Source organism: uncultured Arthrobacter sp. (genome assembly GCF_947495145.1).
In the GTDB taxonomy this organism is placed as follows: Bacteria; Actinomycetota; Actinomycetes; order Actinomycetales; family Micrococcaceae; genus Arthrobacter_D.
Map to the genome: position 1 here is coordinate 109,724 of NZ_CANLXP010000003.1, position 17,215 is coordinate 126,938.

Here is a 17,215-nt window from a genome sequence, read left to right on the forward strand (position 1 = left end):
TGGGTTAGCGGGCGATGTTGCGGCCGATGGTTTCGCGCATAATCTCGCTGGTCCCGCCAAAGATGCTCAGGAGACGAACAGCAAGGAATGCCTGCGCAATCGGATATTCGAGGATGTAGCCGTATCCACCGTGCAGCTGGAGGCAACGATCCGTGATTGATTTAACCCGCTCGCTGGCCCACAGTTTCACCCCGGCAGCGCTGACGGCGTCGAGCTCACCGTCATTGAATGCCAAAACGGCCCGGTCAACGTAAGCTTCCAGAACCTCAACCTCCGTCAGGACATCCGCAAGTTCGAATCGGGTGTTCTGAAAGTCGATGACCCTTTCGCCGAAGGCGTTGCGCTCCTTCGTGTACTGGACAGTGGCTTCGTACATGGTCCGCGCCACAGCCGAGGACGCGACGGCGATAGCCAGGCGTCCCTGCGGCAGTTGTTCGGCCACGTACCGCAGCCCTTGCCCCATTTCGCCCACAAGGTGTGACTCCGGAACGCGTACGTTATCGAAGAAGAGTTCGGCCGTATCCGAGGCCTTCAACCCCATCTTGTCCAGTTGCTTGCCGGTCTCGTAGCCCGGACCTTTCGCCACCATAAACAGGGAAAATGAATTGCTGCCGCCTCGCCCGGTTGACCCGTCGGTACGTGCGAGAACGAGCGAAGAGTCACCGCTGATGCCGTTTCCGATGAAAGTCTTCTGCCCGGTGATCAGCCACTCACCGCCGTCGCGCACTGCCTTGGTCCGGACTCCGCGGAGGTCGCTTCCGGCCCCCGGCTCAGTCCAGGCCACAGACGTGACTTTCTCACCCGTCACCATTCCCGGCAGCCACTGTTGCTTGAGGTCGTCCGATCCGTAGGCGAGCAGATGGGGGAGGACCATGTCATCGTGCAGGTGAAGTGCCAGCCCTGCTGCGAGATGGTTTGCGCGCGCGAACTCCTCGTCAAGGACAACCCGGAAGCGGTAGTCAGGCATGCCTGCGCCACCGAATTCCTCAGGCACGGCCAAGCCCAGCAGTCCTTGCTCGCCGGCCGCGCGCCACATGCTGCGCGGCATCAGATGATCCCGGTCCCACTGCGCGTAGTGCGGGGCGATCTCGCGTGCGTTGAATTCCTGCGCCACATCCCGGAAGAGTTCGTGGTCTTCCTCGAACAATGTGCGTTTCATGCAGCAATCCCCTTCTGGTGAATTCTTGTTCCCACGCCGCTGGGCCGAGCGAATAAATACCAATGGCCGCCCCGCTACAACCAGGACGGCCACCGAAGCCTGCGGCTACTGCCAACGGGCCAATGGGGTGAGTAACGGGGTTTGAACCCGCGACCTCCTGGACCACAACCAGGCGCTCTGCCAACTGAGCTATACCCACCATGTGCCTCACAAAACGGCCCGAGCACGGTTCGCTTCCAAGCGAACGTACTGGGGCTGAACGAGGCAGCGCAGACAATTCTACACACTTTTCTGCGTACATTTTCCGCACCCTGCGCACCGTAACCCGCAGGGTGCCGCTCACGCTTCGGCGAGCAAATCCCTCGCGGCTGTCTTGCTGGTTTCGGAATCGGGTCCAGGGCCCGGTACGAAGATGGTGCTGCGGTAGTACTGCAGTTCGCGGATCGAATCCTTGATGTCTCCCAGCGCCCGGTGGTTACCGCTCTTCTCCGGGGCTTGGAAATAAGCACGCGGATACCAGCGGCGGGCGAGTTCCTTGATTGTCGACACGTCCACTACCCGGTAGTGGAGGTGCTCCACCACCGCCGGCATGTCACGAGCAAGGAATATCCTGTCGGTCCCTACTGAGTTCCCACCCAACTGGGCGCGACGCGGTTCCGGGACGTGTGCGGTGATGTAATCCAGCACGCGTTCCTGGGCTTCCTGCATTGTGATGCCTGAGGGGAGTTCCTCCAGGAGCCCGGACTCGGTGTGCATGTTGCGCACGAAGTCGCCCATGGTTTCGATGGCGCCCGCGGGAGGAGCAATAACGACGTCGACCCCCTCACCGAGGACATTCAGTTCAGAGTCGGTGACAATGACCGCCACCTCAATCAGGGCATCGGCGACAGGATCCAACCCCGTCATCTCGCAGTCGATCCAGACGATGGGTTCACTTGATATCGGCACCCGACAAATGTACCGGTTCATCAATGGCCGTCGCGCCTGTGCGCACCGGTTGCGTAGCGTGCCCCGAGGCACCGTCAAGGTGTCTGAATGGTAAAATCGTCCAACCTCGAACCCATTTTCACCGCCCTGTCAGACTGACGATCGGATCCACCCATAATGACCGCCCCTGCGCCCGCCTCCGTTGCGACTGCGCACATTGGGCGTCCGCGGATTGCGATCATCCAAGGTTTCGTCGGCTCCATGCTCATGCTCGTCGGATCGTTCGGGGTGGGCTGGCTTTCGCTCGCGTCCAGGGAACTTCGCCAAGTGCCTGTGATCATCTGGCTACGCTTCGAACCCGTCGGTGCTGTCCTTTCCGTCATCCTGCTTGCTCTTGGCGGGATGCTGCTGGTGCGGTCGTGGCTGAGACTGGGCCAACGACTGCAGGGATGGGGGCCCGAAACACGCCGAACCATCCTGGCGGCAACGCTTGCCTGGGCTGCACCGATGTGTTTCGCTCTTCCGCTGTTCAGCAGGGACGTTTTCGCGTACATCGCGCAAGGCCAGGTCATGGTCGCGGGGCTCAACCCCTACGAGGACGGCTACTCCCAGATCTCCAACTATTTGCAGATCGGAGCGGACGATCTGTGGGCGCAGAGCCCCACTCCCTACGGGCCCATCTTTCTCTGGATGGAAGAGTTTGTGGTTCGGTTGACCGGAGGGCAGCCGGACCTGTCAATCCTGCTCTTCCGCCTGCTGGCAATCGTGGGTGTTGCATTGTGCGTGTACTACGTGCCCCGGCTCGCTGAACTGCACGGTGTCAATCCCAACCGGGCCCTGTGGCTCACGGTTGCCAACCCGCTGTTCCTCACCAACTTCGTGGCCAGCATCCACAACGATTCACTGATGATGGGCTTCGCAGTGGCCGGACTCTACTTCGCTGCGCGGGGACGATACGTCACGTCGATCCTCCTTGTAACGCTGTCCATCGGCATCAAACCGATAACCCTGATCTTCCTGCCGTTCATAGGACTCATGTGGGCCGGGCGTGGGGCAAGTTGGCCCCGCAAGTTCCTTTGCTGGGCCCTCACAGCCGGCCTGTCGCTTGGCATTCTCTGGGTTCTGGGCATCATCAACGGGTTTGGCTTCGGCTGGGTGGGCGCCCTCAGTACACCGGGAAGCGTCTGGATCTGGTACGCGCCGATCGGCTTTCTCGGCATGATTGTCGCCCTTACAGGAGATGCCCTCGGTTTTGACGGATGGACCTGGGCCGACGTCGTCCACAGGATCGGCACTGTAGTGTCGCTTGTCCTTGTTGCCTGGTTCATTTTCAAGGGGGACCATGCCTACCTGGTGCGCCGGCTGGCACTGGCTCTTACCGCCGTCGTACTTCTGGCTCCGATGATCCAGTCCTGGTACGTCGTATGGCTTATTCCCCTGTTCGCGGTGACCGGGATCAGGGACGACTGGCAGGTGAAGGTCCTCTACTTCCTCGTGTCCTTCTTCATGATCTACGCGATCTCGGACCAGCTGGATATCTTCCCCTACATCGAGCTCAGCCTGCAGACTGCGCGGCAGATCGCCGCGGTCGTCGGGGTGGCTTTTGCGACCTACCTTGTCCTGCTCGATCCGCGCACGAAGATGCTCTTCCGGGGCCCAGCATCGCCGAAGGACGCCGCTCTCAACCCGTAGGTTGACGTCTGCGCAACATGCGAAGGTCGCGCGATGCCGCAATACTGGGAGGATGAGCGAACTGCAGGAACAGGTTGTACGGGCAGCATTCGACATCTCACACTGGGAACCTGAGTCCTACTCGGTTGAAGGCGTTGACAGCGAACTGACCCGCGTTCGTGCCACGAAAGATTTTGCGGGCGACATCGAGGGATCCTCGGTCGCTGAACTGCTGATGGCCGGTAACAACAGGGGAGCCGGTTATGTGGCGTCCGAAGTGTTCAGTGGAAATGTGCTCGGGCGCCGCGGAAGCATGATCATCCAGCATTGGGGACTGGCGGAGGGAAACGCAGCGGCCAGTTCAGGACACATCATTCCCGGATCCGGGACGGAGGAACTGGAGGGAATTGCCGGACGCGCGGAGTACTCCCAGGATGTTGCGGGCCAGCACTACCTCGAACTGCGGGTTACTTTCCCCTAAGTGATTGGTGCCCCCGGCGCGACTCGAACGCGCAACCTACGGATTAGAAGGCCGTTGCTCTATCCATTGAGCTACGGGGGCTCGGCAGGCACGCTGCCCACATAACTTTAGCGGTACTTAGTCTGCTTCATCTCCTCCACAGCGGACAAATTGCATTGCGGTTGCCCACATAGCAGCGATCACTGATCACGCCATGTTCTGCTCATCAGACACTGGAGCTAACCGGCGCATCGGCGTCGGTCCTCGAACCCTGAAGGGATGAACGATGAGCAATTATGTGACTATTCGTGGATTCGTCGGTACCGAAGTCAAATGCGCCGTAACCGGCAGCGCACTGCCGATCACAAAGTTCAGGTTGGGCAGTTCCGACCGCTACTTCGACAAGAAGGTGAACGCATGGGTAGACGGAGATACCAACTGGTATTCGGTCTCCATGTTCCGTCACCTGGCAACGAACGCCGGAGTCAGCCTGCAGAAGGGTGACCGCGTGATTGTCACAGGCAAACTTCGAGTCCGGACCTGGGTCAATGACGAAGGGAAAAGCGGGACCACCGTGGAGATCGACGCGGATTCGGCCGGCCATGACCTCCTGTTCGGCACGGCCAGCTTCCGCAGATCGAGTGCAGACCGCAATGACTCGGCGCAGGCGGGCGCGGAAGACGGCTTCGATGGCGTGAATTTCGCCACTGGTGAGATCTCGGCACCGGGTTATGGAGCACCTGGAACAGCTGTTGAGGCGTCGTCAGACCCGGACAGTCGGTCCGATGCCGAGAGTGATGCTGAAGCCGATGCGGAAGTAGATGCGAAAGGTGAACTGGCCTCCGCGCCCTTCTAAGCGGCTGTCCAACAGCATCGTGACAGAATCACATCATGCGGGAACAGCGGGCGCGGGCGGAACTGGACGTTGATCGGGCACGTCGGGTGGTGCTTTTCTGTACCCTCGCGGCAGGCATCGCGGTGGCAGTCAGCGCTTGCGGGTCCGAAGCCGGTGAAAGTCGGCCTCCGGCCTCGGAGAGGGCACCGGCAGCACCAAGTCCCGGACCTGCTAACTTGCCTGTTCCTTCGGTCCCGCCTGCGCAGTCGGATCCTGCTGCGACGCCCGATTCGTCCGCAGCGGATGCGATCACGTCCGCTATTGAAGACTCGCTGAATTCCCTGGCTGCAGAGACCCCGAGGCCGGCGTCAGAAGAGCTGAAGGCGGCGTTTCAATCAGCGGGCGCCGATGCCGGCTCGGTCGAGGTTTCCGTGGATACCACTCCAACCGGTCTGGAGGTGGACGCGATGACCGCGGCCGTGCCGGTCGGGGATATCTGCATTTTCGGTCACGTCCGCGATGGCATCGCAGCAGTGACACAACTTCCCGTTCTCGCCGATGGCCAATGCTTCGTCGGGGACCAGAGATAGCGCGGGCCGCAGCCGGTTCAGCGGACCGGCCGAATATGTTCTAGGGGCGTCCACGCACTAGCCTTGCACTATGGCGGAATTTATCTACACGATGACCAAGGCCCGCAAGGCTGTAGGCGACAAAGTAATTCTCGACGACGTAAGCATGTCCTTCTACCCCGGCGCAAAGATCGGCGTGGTCGGCCCGAACGGTGCCGGTAAGTCCACCATCCTGAAGATCATGGCTGGTCTGGACACTCCCTCGAATGGGGAAGCAAGGCTCAGCCCGGGCTACACCGTGGGGATCCTCCTTCAGGAACCGCCCCTGAACGAGGATAAAACGGTTCTCGGCAACGTGCAGGAGGGCGTCGGGGAAATCTACGGCAAGATCCAGCGCTTCAACGAGATTTCCGAAGAGATGGCTGACCCCGACGCTGATTACGACCGGCTGCTCGATGAGATGGGCAAGCTGCAGGAAGCGATCGACGCTGCCGATGCGTGGGATATCGACTCACAGCTGGAGCAGGCGATGGACGCGCTGCGCTGCCCGCCGCCGGAGGCTGACGTATCGATCCTTTCCGGCGGTGAGCGGCGCCGTGTTGCTCTGTGCAAGCTGCTGCTTCAGAAGCCGGACCTGTTGCTGCTGGATGAACCGACAAACCACCTCGATGCCGAAAGTGTGCTCTGGCTGGAGCAGCACCTGTCCGCGTATCCCGGTGCAGTCCTCGCCGTAACCCACGACCGTTATTTCCTCGACCACGTCGCCGAGTGGATCGCGGAGGTAGACCGTGGGCATCTGTATCCCTACGAGGGCAACTACTCCACGTATCTGGAGAAGAAGCGCGCCCGGCTGGAGATTCAAGGCAAGAAGGATCAGAAACTCTCCAAGCGACTCACCGAAGAGCTTGAATGGGTGCGCTCAAACGCCAAGGGCCGCCAGACCAAGTCGAAAGCGCGCCTCGCCCGTTACGAGGAAATGGCATCCGAAGCCGAGCGAACCAGGAAGCTTGACTTCGAGGAGATCCAGATCCCGCCGGGCCCGCGCCTCGGCAGCCAGGTCATCGAGGCACACGACCTCCGCAAAGGTTATGACGACCGCATCCTGATCGACGGCTTGTCATTCTCGCTGCCCCGAAACGGAATTGTCGGTGTCATCGGCCCCAACGGCGTCGGAAAGACCACGCTCTTCAAGACGATTGTCGGCATGGAGCCGCTGGACGACGGCGAGTTGAGGATCGGCGAGTCGGTCAAGATCTCCTACGTTGACCAGTCCCGCGGCGGAATCGATCCCAACAAGTCCCTGTGGGAAGTGGTATCAGACGGTCTCGATTACATCCAGGTCGGCCAGGTCGAAATGCCCTCCCGTGCTTACGTCTCAGCGTTCGGATTCAAGGGACCGGACCAGCAGAAGAAGGCCGGAGTTCTTTCAGGCGGTGAACGCAACCGCCTGAATCTCGCATTGACTTTGAAGCAGGGCGGCAACCTGCTTCTCCTCGATGAGCCCACCAACGACCTGGACGTCGAAACTCTCTCCAGTCTCGAGAACGCGCTGCTTGAGTTCCCCGGTTGCGCAGTTGTGGTTTCGCACGACCGCTGGTTCCTCGATCGGGTAGCCACCCATATCCTCTCCTATGAAGGCACTGAGGAAGACCCGGCGAACTGGTACTGGTTCGAGGGCAACTTCGAGGCCTATGAGGAGAACAAGGTTGAGCGGCTCGGCCCCGATGCAGCAAAGCCCCACCGTGTGACCCACCGGCGCCTTACCCGCGACTGATACTCAGCGCGCCAGGGTAAGCCGTGAACTGAGGGAACGTGCATCGAGCACGTTCCCTCAGTTCGTTCCGGCGCGGATTTCAGTTCTTCCAGCGACGCATCTTCTGGTCCATCAGCTTTCTCTGCACTGCACCCTTGAGGCGGCTGCCGGCGTCGTCCGGAACCCGGATCATCCCTTCCTGCGCAACAGTGGCAACAAGGTCGCCGGTCCGGTTATAGATCTTCCCGAGCGCCAGCCCGCGCGCGCCCGAGGCGCTGGGGGAAGCCTGGACGTACAGCAACCATTCGTCCACCCGTACCGGACGATGCCACCACATTGCGTGGTCGAGACTTGCCACGCTCATGCCCGGATGGATCCAGGTGAGTCCGTGCGGGCGCAGAATCGATTCGAGCAGGGTGTAGTCGCTCGCGTACGCGAGCGCAGCCTGGTGCATTGCCGGATCTGCCGGCATTGAGCCGAAAGTCTTCATCCAGACGGCGTTGACCGGCTCATCGGACCCTGTGTTCTCGACATAGAGGGGGGAATCGATATGGCGGATATCGAACGGACGGTCGTACGCCCACGCCTTCGCCACCGGATGGTCGAACCCGCCCAGAAGATCCGCCGTTGAGGGAAGCGACTCCGGCTGCGGTATGTCCTCGGGCATAGCTTCCTGGTGGGTAATCCCGTCGTCGGGCTGCTGGAAGGAAGCGATCATGGACAGGATGGGTACGCCGTTCTGGTAGGCGTGCACCCGCCTTGCTGAGAATGAACGGCCGTCCCGCAGCCGCTGTACCCCGAAAGTGATCGGGAGGTCCGCATCCCCGGCACGAAGGAAGTAGCCGTGCATCGAATGCACGTAGCGCACCGATTCGACGGTTCGGATCGCGGCGATCAGAGCCTGGGCGAGCACCTGCCCTCCGAATACCCGTTTGCCGGGCTGCTTCACCGGCGTCGCTACGAAGATTTCCTCGTCTGTCTCGGCCCCGGCGGCGCTATCCAGGTCGAGCAGGCTGACGAGGGCGGCGGTGGGATCCTGCACGGGGTCGGCGGACATGGTGATGGTTGGCTCCTTCAATACGCGGCATGTGTGCCCTTGCGGCTCCCGGTGCATCCGGAGATCTGAGGTCAGTGGAGCCATGACCGACACTAGACCGCGCGGCCTGCCGCCTCAACCGGCTGTGCCGCTGCCTGCCGCTATCGCGGGGGTTGGCAGGCAGTCGAAGGTTACGCGAATAGAAGCGTCCGGCGCGCGAGTGAGAGGATTGCACCATGTCCCAACCCTCCACCATCTCCCGTGAACTGACTTTGGCTGAACCGCAGGTAATGCTCGACCTGCGCACGTATGTGGGGCGCGCCCGCGCTGCCCAGGACGGTGCGGTGAGGCTGCAAGCCACTGGCGGAGTACTTGCGGCGTATGTCTGCATCCTCGCCCCCCGCATCCTCGGCGAAGCGACGCCGACGGTCCTCGGGCTGCGCACCATGCCGCTGAGTGAGCCGGCGCAATTGGACACAACCGTGGCGCTTGCCGCTGTGTCGGACCGTCTCGCCCGGATGGGAGATAACGACGTCGTCCTGCCGGTACCGCCATCGACAGTCACCGAAATCTGGGCAGGAGTGCTGCCGCCACGGTCGGGTTGGGCATCGAAGGGTTCCATGCCGGCGGACCTGTTGCTCGCTGCTGCTTCCGAAGGAATCAAGGAAGTCGCCGAGTCGGTGCCGCAGTCCACGGGAGCGATTGCCGTCAATAACGCCCGCGGAATAATCTGGGGCCGACCGGTCCAGGAAGCGCCGGTGGAGCTACCGGCCGGTGCGGCTTTCGGCGCATTCGCACTCGGTTTCCTGGCTCCGGGAGCGCAGGTCGGAGTATTCACCAACGGCCGGTGGGCACGGCTCAGCACAGGCAACGGACACGTTCTTGTCCGTCAGGCTGCTGTTCTCTAAGCGGAGTTCACCATGGAATGTGCCGCCCGCTCCAGATAGTCCCACAGCGTTGCCTCGTGCAGGGGAGAGAGCTCGAGGGAGTCGACGGCATCCCGCATGTGCGTCAGCCAGCGGTCGCGGGCGGCGGGAGTCACCTGGAACGGCTGGTGTCGCATCCGCAGACGCGGGTGGCCCCGGGTTTCGCCGTAGGTCTTCGGACCGCCCCAGTACTGTTCCAGGAAGAGCAGGAGCCGCTCTTTGGCCGGGCCCAGATCCTCCTCCGGGTACATGGGACGCAGGAGTTCATCCGATGCCACCCCGTCGTAGAACACATCGACCAGGCGGACGAAGGTTTCGTGTCCGCCGACAGCTTCATAGAAGTTGTCGGTATAGGACGGCTGATCGAACCGCGGCCCCACCGGCGTCAACCGGGCGATTGGTTCACCGAACCGGGATGGAATGGGGATGGGGCCCGGTGTTTCACTGCTCATTGGCTTTTTCCGCCTTTTCCTCGTCAGTTGCGGGCGGGACGTAATTCCCCTGGGACCTGTTGCCTACCTTCATGATGTCACCGTTGCGGATGTACCAGATCGCACCGTTCTCATCCACCATTCGGGTGATCCGCAGCCCAACCGACTGCACAACTCCGACTGTGTCCCCCACTTCGATAACATCGCCGATGCCGTACTGATCCTCGATGGTGATGAAGAATCCAAGGAAGGCATCCCGGATCACTTCGCGGGCTCCGAAACCGATGGCAATACCGACGATCCCCACGCTCGCGAGAATCGGACCGATATTGACTCCCAGCTGCTCGATCGCGGTCATCAGCGCGATGATCGCGATGGTAACCGCCGTCGTGCTGCGCAGGAGCGCGCCGATAGTTTCAGCGCGCTGCATGCGCCGCTTGTGATCGAGCGTGCGGAGCACCGGTTGAGCCCACCGGAAGTGCGGCTTCCTGAACATCTCATACCCGTTTTGCACGCGGGAGACCATGCGGTTGATCAACATCCGCAGGATGAGCCAGAGTATGAGCGCGGCCAGCAGGATCAGCGCGGCGGCGAGGATGTTGCCGCCGTAACCGAGCTGGTCAAGGAACTGCATGGGGGACACCTTTCATTGGTCTGCGCCCGGGCGGCGTCAATCGGCGCATTGGGGCAGGTCAAGATTACCGTTGCAGGCTTGACGACTGTGCATGCGCCGTTCCAGCCCCGCCATTCCCTCACCGCGGGCTGCGGGGAGCTGATCAGGCTGGAGTCTTTTCGCGCGGAGGCTCGGTCAGCGGGCCCGCCTTCCCGCCAACCACTACAACGGGCTCATGCAGGACGGGAAAATTCACCGACCTGCCAATGAAACAGGCGGCAGCAGCGTCCGCGTGAATCGATTGGGCCGTGTGCTTGGCCGTGCTGTCCGTAATGGTCACGCGGGGCTTGAGCGTCACGCCGGTGAACTCCCCGCTGCCGTCGGGATTGAGCCGCATGGTGCCTTCGGCTGCATCTTCGTAGGCGGTCACAATGACGCCGTTCTTCACAGCCATGTGCAGGTAGGACAGCATGTGGCACTGCGAGAGGGCGGCCAGGAGAAGCTGTTCCGGATTCCAGCGTTCAGGATTGCCGTGGAAAGTCGGGTCTGCTGATCCGAGGATGACCGGCACACCCGCTGAGGAAACGTCGTGATCACGGGTGTAGGAACGGTAGGAGGAGGTGCCCTCACCACGGTTTCCCGTCCATACGACCCGTACCAGATAGGAGTGCTCGGAGAGGTTCATAGGCACAAAATACACCCGATGGTTCGCAAACCGCAGGTGCGGTTTCCGAACCATCGGATTGGGTAGCGCGAAGGTCCGTTACCTGTCGGCGGCCTGCGCGCGTAGAGCCCGTGCCACGCCGTCGCGGTTCTCCAGCGTGAGCCGGCGGAGGGACGCCGAATCCGAATCCAATGTGGCCAGGAATTCGTCGGTGGCATCAAGTGTCGACTGCGTAGTCAGGCGCGACGGGTAGAGGCCAACGATGATCTGCTGGGCAATCTCATGGGTGCGGTTCGCCCACACATCCTTCGCAGATGCGAAGTACTTCCCGGCGAAAGGCTCCAACAGGGCTGCGTCATGCACGCGGGTGAACCCGGCGATGGCAGAGCGCTGTGCGGCGTTGGGCATGTCCGAGCGCTCAACGATGGCCTCCCAGGCCTCTTCCTTCGCTGCAGCGGTCGGAATGGCGGCCTTCGCCTGGGCGGCAGCGAGGGCACCCGTGGCGGTGGCATCCCGCTCGAGCTCTGCGTCGATGTCTTCCCCCGTCCTGCGCCCGCCGACCACGAGACTTGTCAGCAGCTCCCACCGCAGGTCGGCATCGACCGTAAGGCCCTGTGGTGTGCCGGAACCGTCGAGGATTCCCTCGACGGTATCCAGCTGTGCATCGGTCTGCGCGTGCGCAGCGAACGCCTTGACGAACTGCAGCTGCGAGTCCGAGGCGGCGCCGGCTGCTGCTGCCAATTCCCAGAGGCTGTCGGCCGCCGCTATCTCCATCGCCTGCCGGTCATCGGGGTTCACATAGAACGTCAACGTAGTTGCCAGCTGCCGCAGGAGTACCAGGACCACCGAGGAGTCGGATTCCGAGGCGATGTTCTGCAGAATCAGCTCGACGTAGTTGCGTGCGGGCGTCTCTCCGTCCCGTGCGGCGTCCCAGGCAGAGGCCCACACCAGCGTGCGGGGAAGGGACTCAGCGAAATCCTTGAGGTGGCGGGTGGCGGTTCGCAGCGACCGGTCGTCGAGACGGATCTTCGCGTACGCCAGATCGTCGTCGTTGAGAAGCACCAGGTCAGGCCTCTGCAGCCCGATGAGCTCCTGGACGTCAGTGCGAACTCCTGCGACATCAAGCTCTACCCGGTGGGACCGCTCGAGCTGGCCTTGCACCGTCAGGTTGTAGAAACCGATCGCCAACCGGTGGGACCGAATGGTCGGATAGTCCGCGACGGCGGACTGGAGAACCGCGAAAGAGGTGATGCGGCCGTCGTCGTCGTAAGCGATTTCCGGACGGAGGGTGTTCACGCCGGCTGTTTCCAGCCACTCGGCCGACCACTCCTTGAGGTCGCGGCCGCTCGCCTTCTCAAGCTCGACGAGCAGGTCGGAGAGCTCTGTGTTGGACCAGGCATGTTTGCCGAAATATTCGCGCACTCCCTGCATGAACTTGTCCTGGCCTACCCACGCCACCAGCTGTTTGAGCACTGAGGCGCCCTTGGCATAGGTGATGCCGTCGAAGTTGACCTGCACATCCTCCAGGTCATTGATCGGAGCGACGATGGGATGTGTTGAGGGCAGCTGGTCCTGGCGGTAGGCCCAGGCCTTTTCGAGGGACGCGAAGGTGGTCCACGATTGCGTGAACTTCGTTGCCTCCGCGGAGGCAAGGGTGGACATGAACTCGGCGAAGGATTCATTCAGCCAGAGATCGTTCCACCACCGCATCGTTACCAGGTCGCCGAACCACATGTGCGCGAGTTCGTGCAGGATGGTGATGGCCCGGCGCTCCACGGTGGCCTCGGTGACGCGGGAGCGGAACACGTAGCTCTCGAGGAAGGTCACCGCCCCGGCATTCTCCATTGCGCCGGCATTGAACTCGGGTACGAACAGTTGGTCATATTTCTCGAAGGGATAGGGCGTGCCGAACTGCGCCTCGAAGAACTCGAAGCCCTGGCGGGTCAATTCGAAGACGTTCTCGGCGTCCAGGTGCTGCATAAGTGACTTGCGTGCGAAGACGCCCAGCGGGACCGTGCGGCCGTCAGAGCTCGTGAGCTCGCTGCGCACAGCCTGGTACGGGCCCGCGATCAGGGCGGTGACGTACGAGGACAGGACGGGCGTCGGTTCGAAGGCCCACGTGGAGCGTGCACCGCCGTCGTCCGCTGAACCGGCTTCCACAGGCTCAGGCGTGGGGGAGTTGGAGATGACATCCCAGTGCGACGGCGCTGTCACAGTGAATCGGAAGGTCGCCTTCAGATCCGGCTGCTCAAAGACGGCGAAAACGCGGCGGGAATCAGGAACTTCGAACTGGGTATACAGGTAGACCTCGTTGTCTACCGGATCGACGAAACGGTGCAGGCCCTCGCCGGTGTTCATGTAGAGCATGTCCGCATCGACAACCAGTTCGTTGGACGCGGCAAGGTTGTCCAGGCGGATCCGTACGCCATCGGAGACCTCCTCGACATCAAGGTCCAGCCCGTTCAGTGTCACGCGGTGGACCGCGGCCGTGACGGCGTCGATGAACGTTGACGAACCTTGCTCGGCGTCGAAAGACACCACTGTGGTTGATCTGAAGATGGAATCGCCGCGGGTCAGATCGAGGTTGATGGCGTAGCTGTGGACGCTGACTATGGCCGCGCGTTGGCGTGCTTCGTCCCGCGTCAGGTTCATACCTGGCAAGGTGATGCCTCCGGAAGTGGGGAGTGGACTTACCGCGCGGTGACGCGGTGTGATCCACCTTACGCAGAACCGTGTACCTTCACCATTTCCGCGGCGTCGCCCCGCCGGCCGGCGAAGTACTCTGGACCGGACGAATAAATCTCTCTGGAACGGATCCGACATGCGCGTTCATATTGCAACCGACCACGCCGGCATGGAGCTCAGTGCGCACCTCGTCGCGCACCTCAGCGCGAAGGGATATGAACTGATCGACCACGGCCCATCCGATTACGATGCCGAGGACGACTACCCTGCCTTCTGCATCAACGCAGCCCTGGCGGTCGTCGACGATCAGCTTTCTGGCGTTGAGGCGCTCGGCATCGTCCTTGGCGGGTCGGGCAACGGGGAGCAGATCGCAGCGAACAAGGTCCGTGGCGTACGCGCAGCGCTGGCCTGGAACCTCGACACAGCCCGGCTTGCCCGGGAACACAACGACGCCAATGTCGTAGCGCTTGGCGGACGCCAGCATTCGCTCGAAGAGGCCACCGCCATTGTGGAGGCCTTTCTCGAGGAGTCCTTCAGCGGTGCAGAGCGGCACGTACGGCGAATCAGCAAGATTGCCGTTTACGAGACAACCGGCGAAATTCTCCCGTAGTGCCTGAGGGCCACTCCATCCACCGGCTTGCCCGGCAGTTCACTTCGGTGTTCACCGGTGAAACGCTGAAAGCGAGCAGTCCCCAGGGCCGCTTCTTGGAGGGTGCCGGACGTATTGACGGCTCAGTTCTGACCGGCGCCCGGGCGCACGGCAAACAGTTGTTTCTGGAGTTCGACAATGATCTGGTCATGCGCGTCCATCTTGGCCTATACGGGGCGTGGAGCTTCGGCGGAGACAGCCGGTTCCGTGGCGCATCCAGTATCGGTGCGCCGAGGCGGGTAGGGGAGAGGGAAACCCCGAACGACGACGACGGCGGCTCCTCCTACGGCGGCCCACCGGCTCCGGTGGGGGCGGTCCGTGTCCGGCTGGTATCGAAGCATGGTTGGGCGGACCTGCGCGGTCCGACAGCCTGCGAGATCATCACCCAGGCGGAGCGCGACGCGATCATAGCCAAACTCGGACCGGACCCGCTGAACCCGGACTCCGATCCTGCCCGATTCGTTGCGCGCGTAAGGCGTACCCGGACCGCTGTAGGTCTTTCGCTGATGAATCAGGCAGTGATCGCAGGCGTCGGCAACGTCTATCGCGCCGAGGTGCTCTTCCGGCGTCGGGTGCATCCATGGCTTCCGGGCGTGGCGCTCGGGGAGGTTACGGCGCTGGCACTGTGGGAAGACCTCGTCCTCCTGATGAACGACGGCGTGCGTGCCGGGCGCATTGTTACGACGACGCCGCAGCACCGGTCTCCCGGCTCCGGGAGCTCCTCCGCTGTGCCGGCGGAGGATGCGCACTATGTGTACAAAAGGACTGGCCTCGAATGTCGGATCTGTGGCACGCCGGTGGCCATGGCTGAGATGGGTGCTCGGAAGCTGTACTGGTGTCCGTACTGTCAGGCTGACTGATTCAGGCGTGGACGACTGTCCAAAAAGGGGCGGTCCGGGAAGAACGTGGAGGGGATGACGGGAATCGAACCCGCGTAATCAGTTTGGAAGACTGAGGCTTTACCATTAAGCTACATCCCCGAGACCCGCCGGAAGACTGAATCGCGGTGAAAGCTGCGCGATTCCAGGTCGGGCTGGAACGCATATAACTACACCATAAGGGCGTCGAATTCTCAAAATGTGCAACCTTGCCGTTTCTTTCGTAGACTTGCCTCTGCACTCAAACGGGGTGTAGCTCAGCTTGGTAGAGCGCCTGCTTTGGGAGCAGGAAGTCGCAGGTTCAACTCCTGTCACCCCGACTCTGTGTTCAACGGTGCAGAAACCTGTATCAAACGGTGCAGACATGATCCTTCGCGGGATACGTATGCCCGGTGCAGAACCGATCCCTATCATTCAGGAGAACTAGGCTGTGAAGAGCGCTGTCGAAAACCTCACTCCCACGCGAGTGAAGCTCAACGTGGAGGTCCCTTTCGAGGAACTCAAGCCGAACATCGAAGCTGCCTACAAGACCATCGCCACCCAGGTGCAGGTTCCGGGTTTCCGCAAGGGCAAGGTTCCCAACAAGCTGATTGATCAGCGCGTCGGACGCGGCTACGTCATCGAGACAGCAATCAACGAGGGTCTGAACGGCTTTTACCAGGACGCTGTGCAGGAGACGAAAATCCGTCCGCTGAGCAGGCCCGAGGTAGAGATCACCGAGGTTCCGGACCCCTCGGCGCAGGACGGCCAGCTTCTCTTCACGGTTGAGCTTGATGTTCGTCCTGAGATTGAACTTCCCGAGTACTCCGGTCTTGAGGTAACTGTCGAGGCCGCCAAGGCGAGCGACGAAGACATCGTGAAGGCGCTGGATGAACTGCGCGGGCGGTTCGGCACGCTCAAGGAAGTAGACCGTCCCTCGACCGACGGTGATTTCCTGACTCTTGACCTCACGGCGAAAATCGACGGTGAGGAAGTGGACTCCGCCGCGGACATCTCGTACCAGGTGGGCTCCGCCACCATGCTCGAAGGCATGGACGAAGCAGTGACCGGTCTGAGCGCCGGTGAGTCCTCCACCTTCGAGACCACCCTCGCCGGCGGCGAGCACACGGGCAAGGCAGCCGAGGTGACTGTCGAAGTGAAGGCAGTGAAGGAGCGCGAACTCCCGGATGCCAATGATGATTTTGCACAGCTGGCAAGTGAGTTCGACACCATCGACGAACTGCGTGCCGACCTGGCCAAGCGCTCCGCCGAGGACAAGCTCGTGGAGCAAGGGGTGGAAGCCCGCGACAAGGTGCTCGAGAAGCTCCTGGAGCTCGTTGAGGTTCCTGTGCCTGAGTCAGTCATCGAAGACCAGCTCGAGCAGCACTTCAACTCCGAGACCAGCCACTCAGCCGGTGCCGATCACGACACAGAGGAGCACCGCGCCGAGGTTCGCGAAAACACGGCGCAGGCGTTCCGTAACGAGATCGTCCTCGACTCAGTAGCTGAGAAGGAAGAAATCGGCGTCAGCCAGAACGAGCTGATCGACTACATCGTGACCTCTGCCAGCCAGTACGGCATGGAGCCCAATCAGTTCGCGCAGATGCTCGACCAGAGCGGCCAGGTCCCGATGATCGTTGGGGAAGTACGCCGGCGCAAGGCCCTGGCGAAGGTCCTTGAGCTCGCCGTCGTGACCGACACAAACGGTGACACGGTGGACCTCTCGGACTTCGTGCGGCCTGCAGGCGAATCGGAGCAGCCGGAGGCCGGCTCACCGGTCGAAGATGCAGCCGGCGAAACCTCCGATGGCGCGGTCGTCGAGTCGGAGGCACCCGCCGCGGACACCGCAAACGAGGACGCGGAGTCCCCGAAGGCGTAATTTCCGAACGCTTGAGTAGATGCCGTCAGCCATGTGCTGGCGGCATCTGCTGTTAACCCTCCCTGCCTCCTAACGCCGTAAGCGAACAGCTGACGGCGCGG

16 protein-coding genes and 4 tRNA genes are annotated in these 17,215 nt (G+C 61.9%); 10 read left to right on the forward strand and 10 right to left on the reverse strand.

What is annotated here, in order from left to right:
* Nucleotides 1-4 precede the first annotated feature (4 nt).
* From Q0877_RS03285 to orn, 3 genes are all read right to left on the reverse strand, one after another.
* Nucleotides 5-1,159, reverse strand: coding sequence for an acyl-CoA dehydrogenase family protein (locus Q0877_RS03285; RefSeq protein WP_299165699.1), 1,155 nt, complete (start codon nt 1,157-1,159; stop codon nt 5-7).
* A gap of 123 nt (nt 1,160-1,282) precedes the next feature.
* Nucleotides 1,283-1,358: transfer RNA gene (locus Q0877_RS03290), tRNA-His, on the reverse strand.
* A 140-nt stretch (nt 1,359-1,498) separates the two neighbouring features.
* On the reverse strand, nt 1,499-2,107 hold the full coding sequence (gene orn / locus Q0877_RS03295; protein ID WP_299165700.1) for an oligoribonuclease: 609 nt from the start codon (nt 2,105-2,107) through the stop codon (nt 1,499-1,501).
* 156 nt (nt 2,108-2,263) lie between these two features.
* On the opposite strand from orn, the gene mptB reads away from it, so the two are divergent.
* A complete protein-coding gene (gene mptB, locus Q0877_RS03300) occupies nt 2,264-3,778 on the forward strand; it encodes a polyprenol phosphomannose-dependent alpha 1,6 mannosyltransferase MptB (RefSeq protein WP_299165701.1) in 1,515 nt (504 codons plus the stop codon).
* A gap of 52 nt (nt 3,779-3,830) precedes the next feature.
* On the forward strand, nt 3,831-4,238 hold the full coding sequence (locus Q0877_RS03305) for a DUF3224 domain-containing protein (RefSeq protein WP_299165702.1): 408 nt from the start codon (nt 3,831-3,833) through the stop codon (nt 4,236-4,238).
* Nucleotides 4,239-4,243: 5 nt separating this feature from the next.
* Here the strand turns inward: Q0877_RS03305 and Q0877_RS03310 are convergent.
* Nucleotides 4,244-4,319 (reverse strand) — tRNA-Arg (locus Q0877_RS03310).
* 184 nt (nt 4,320-4,503) lie between these two features.
* Between Q0877_RS03310 and Q0877_RS03315 the strand changes: the two genes are divergently transcribed.
* The 3 genes from Q0877_RS03315 to ettA all read left to right on the forward strand — a co-directional run bounded on the left by Q0877_RS03315 (nt 4,504) and on the right by ettA (nt 7,395).
* A complete protein-coding gene (locus Q0877_RS03315; protein ID WP_299165703.1) occupies nt 4,504-5,073 on the forward strand; it encodes a single-stranded DNA-binding protein in 570 nt (189 codons plus the stop codon).
* A gap of 35 nt (nt 5,074-5,108) precedes the next feature.
* Entirely contained in the window at nt 5,109-5,642 is a 534-nt protein-coding gene (locus tag Q0877_RS03320) for a DUF6993 domain-containing protein (protein WP_299165704.1), read from the forward strand.
* Between the two features lie 70 nt (nt 5,643-5,712).
* The gene (gene ettA, locus Q0877_RS03325) at nt 5,713-7,395 is read left to right on the forward strand and encodes an energy-dependent translational throttle protein EttA (protein WP_299165705.1); all 1,683 of its coding nucleotides are present in this window, start codon (nt 5,713-5,715) and stop codon (nt 7,393-7,395) included.
* Nucleotides 7,396-7,474: 79 nt separating this feature from the next.
* On the opposite strand, the gene Q0877_RS03330 is transcribed toward ettA, so the two are convergent.
* Nucleotides 7,475-8,431, reverse strand: a complete 957-nt coding sequence (locus Q0877_RS03330; protein WP_299165706.1) for an acyl-CoA thioesterase II — start codon at nt 8,429-8,431, stop codon at nt 7,475-7,477.
* A 215-nt stretch (nt 8,432-8,646) separates the two neighbouring features.
* Between Q0877_RS03330 and Q0877_RS03335 the strand changes: the two genes are divergently transcribed.
* Nucleotides 8,647-9,318 carry a hypothetical protein gene (locus Q0877_RS03335; RefSeq protein WP_299165707.1) on the forward strand — a complete coding sequence of 224 codons (672 nt, stop codon included), beginning with the start codon at nt 8,647-8,649 and terminating at the stop codon, nt 9,316-9,318.
* On the opposite strand, the gene Q0877_RS03340 is transcribed toward Q0877_RS03335, so the two are convergent.
* From Q0877_RS03340 to pepN, 4 genes are all read right to left on the reverse strand, one after another.
* Complete coding sequence (locus tag Q0877_RS03340; RefSeq protein WP_299165708.1) at nt 9,315-9,788, reverse strand: globin; 474 nt, start codon at nt 9,786-9,788, stop codon at nt 9,315-9,317. The genes Q0877_RS03335 and Q0877_RS03340 overlap by 4 nt on opposite strands.
* Complete coding sequence (locus Q0877_RS03345) at nt 9,778-10,401, reverse strand: mechanosensitive ion channel family protein (RefSeq protein ID WP_299165709.1); 624 nt, start codon at nt 10,399-10,401, stop codon at nt 9,778-9,780. The genes Q0877_RS03340 and Q0877_RS03345 overlap by 11 nt, the downstream gene beginning before the upstream one ends.
* Nucleotides 10,402-10,543: 142 nt before the next feature.
* Nucleotides 10,544-11,065, reverse strand: coding sequence for an OsmC family protein (locus Q0877_RS03350; protein ID WP_299165710.1), 522 nt, complete (start codon nt 11,063-11,065; stop codon nt 10,544-10,546).
* Nucleotides 11,066-11,143: 78 nt separating this feature from the next.
* Nucleotides 11,144-13,696, reverse strand: a complete 2,553-nt coding sequence (pepN, locus tag Q0877_RS03355) for an aminopeptidase N (RefSeq protein WP_299165711.1) — start codon at nt 13,694-13,696, stop codon at nt 11,144-11,146.
* A 169-nt stretch (nt 13,697-13,865) separates the two neighbouring features.
* Here pepN and Q0877_RS03360 point away from each other — a divergent pair, with 169 nt between their 5' ends.
* Both Q0877_RS03360 and Q0877_RS03365 read left to right on the forward strand, forming a co-directional pair.
* Complete coding sequence (locus Q0877_RS03360; protein WP_299165712.1) at nt 13,866-14,339, forward strand: ribose-5-phosphate isomerase; 474 nt, start codon at nt 13,866-13,868, stop codon at nt 14,337-14,339.
* A complete protein-coding gene (locus Q0877_RS03365) occupies nt 14,339-15,238 on the forward strand; it encodes an Fpg/Nei family DNA glycosylase (protein ID WP_299165713.1) in 900 nt (299 codons plus the stop codon). Before Q0877_RS03360 ends, Q0877_RS03365 begins: the two co-directional genes overlap by 1 nt.
* 46 nt (nt 15,239-15,284) lie before the next feature.
* On the opposite strand, the gene Q0877_RS03370 is transcribed toward Q0877_RS03365, so the two are convergent.
* Nucleotides 15,285-15,358 (reverse strand) — tRNA-Gly (locus Q0877_RS03370).
* Between the two features lie 144 nt (nt 15,359-15,502).
* Between Q0877_RS03370 and Q0877_RS03375 the strand changes: the two genes are divergently transcribed.
* Both Q0877_RS03375 and tig read left to right on the forward strand, forming a co-directional pair.
* Nucleotides 15,503-15,576, forward strand: a tRNA-Pro gene (locus Q0877_RS03375).
* A gap of 110 nt (nt 15,577-15,686) precedes the next feature.
* Nucleotides 15,687-17,114 carry a trigger factor gene (gene tig, locus Q0877_RS03380; protein WP_299165714.1) on the forward strand — a complete coding sequence of 476 codons (1,428 nt, stop codon included), beginning with the start codon at nt 15,687-15,689 and terminating at the stop codon, nt 17,112-17,114.
* Nucleotides 17,115-17,215 lie beyond the last annotated feature (101 nt).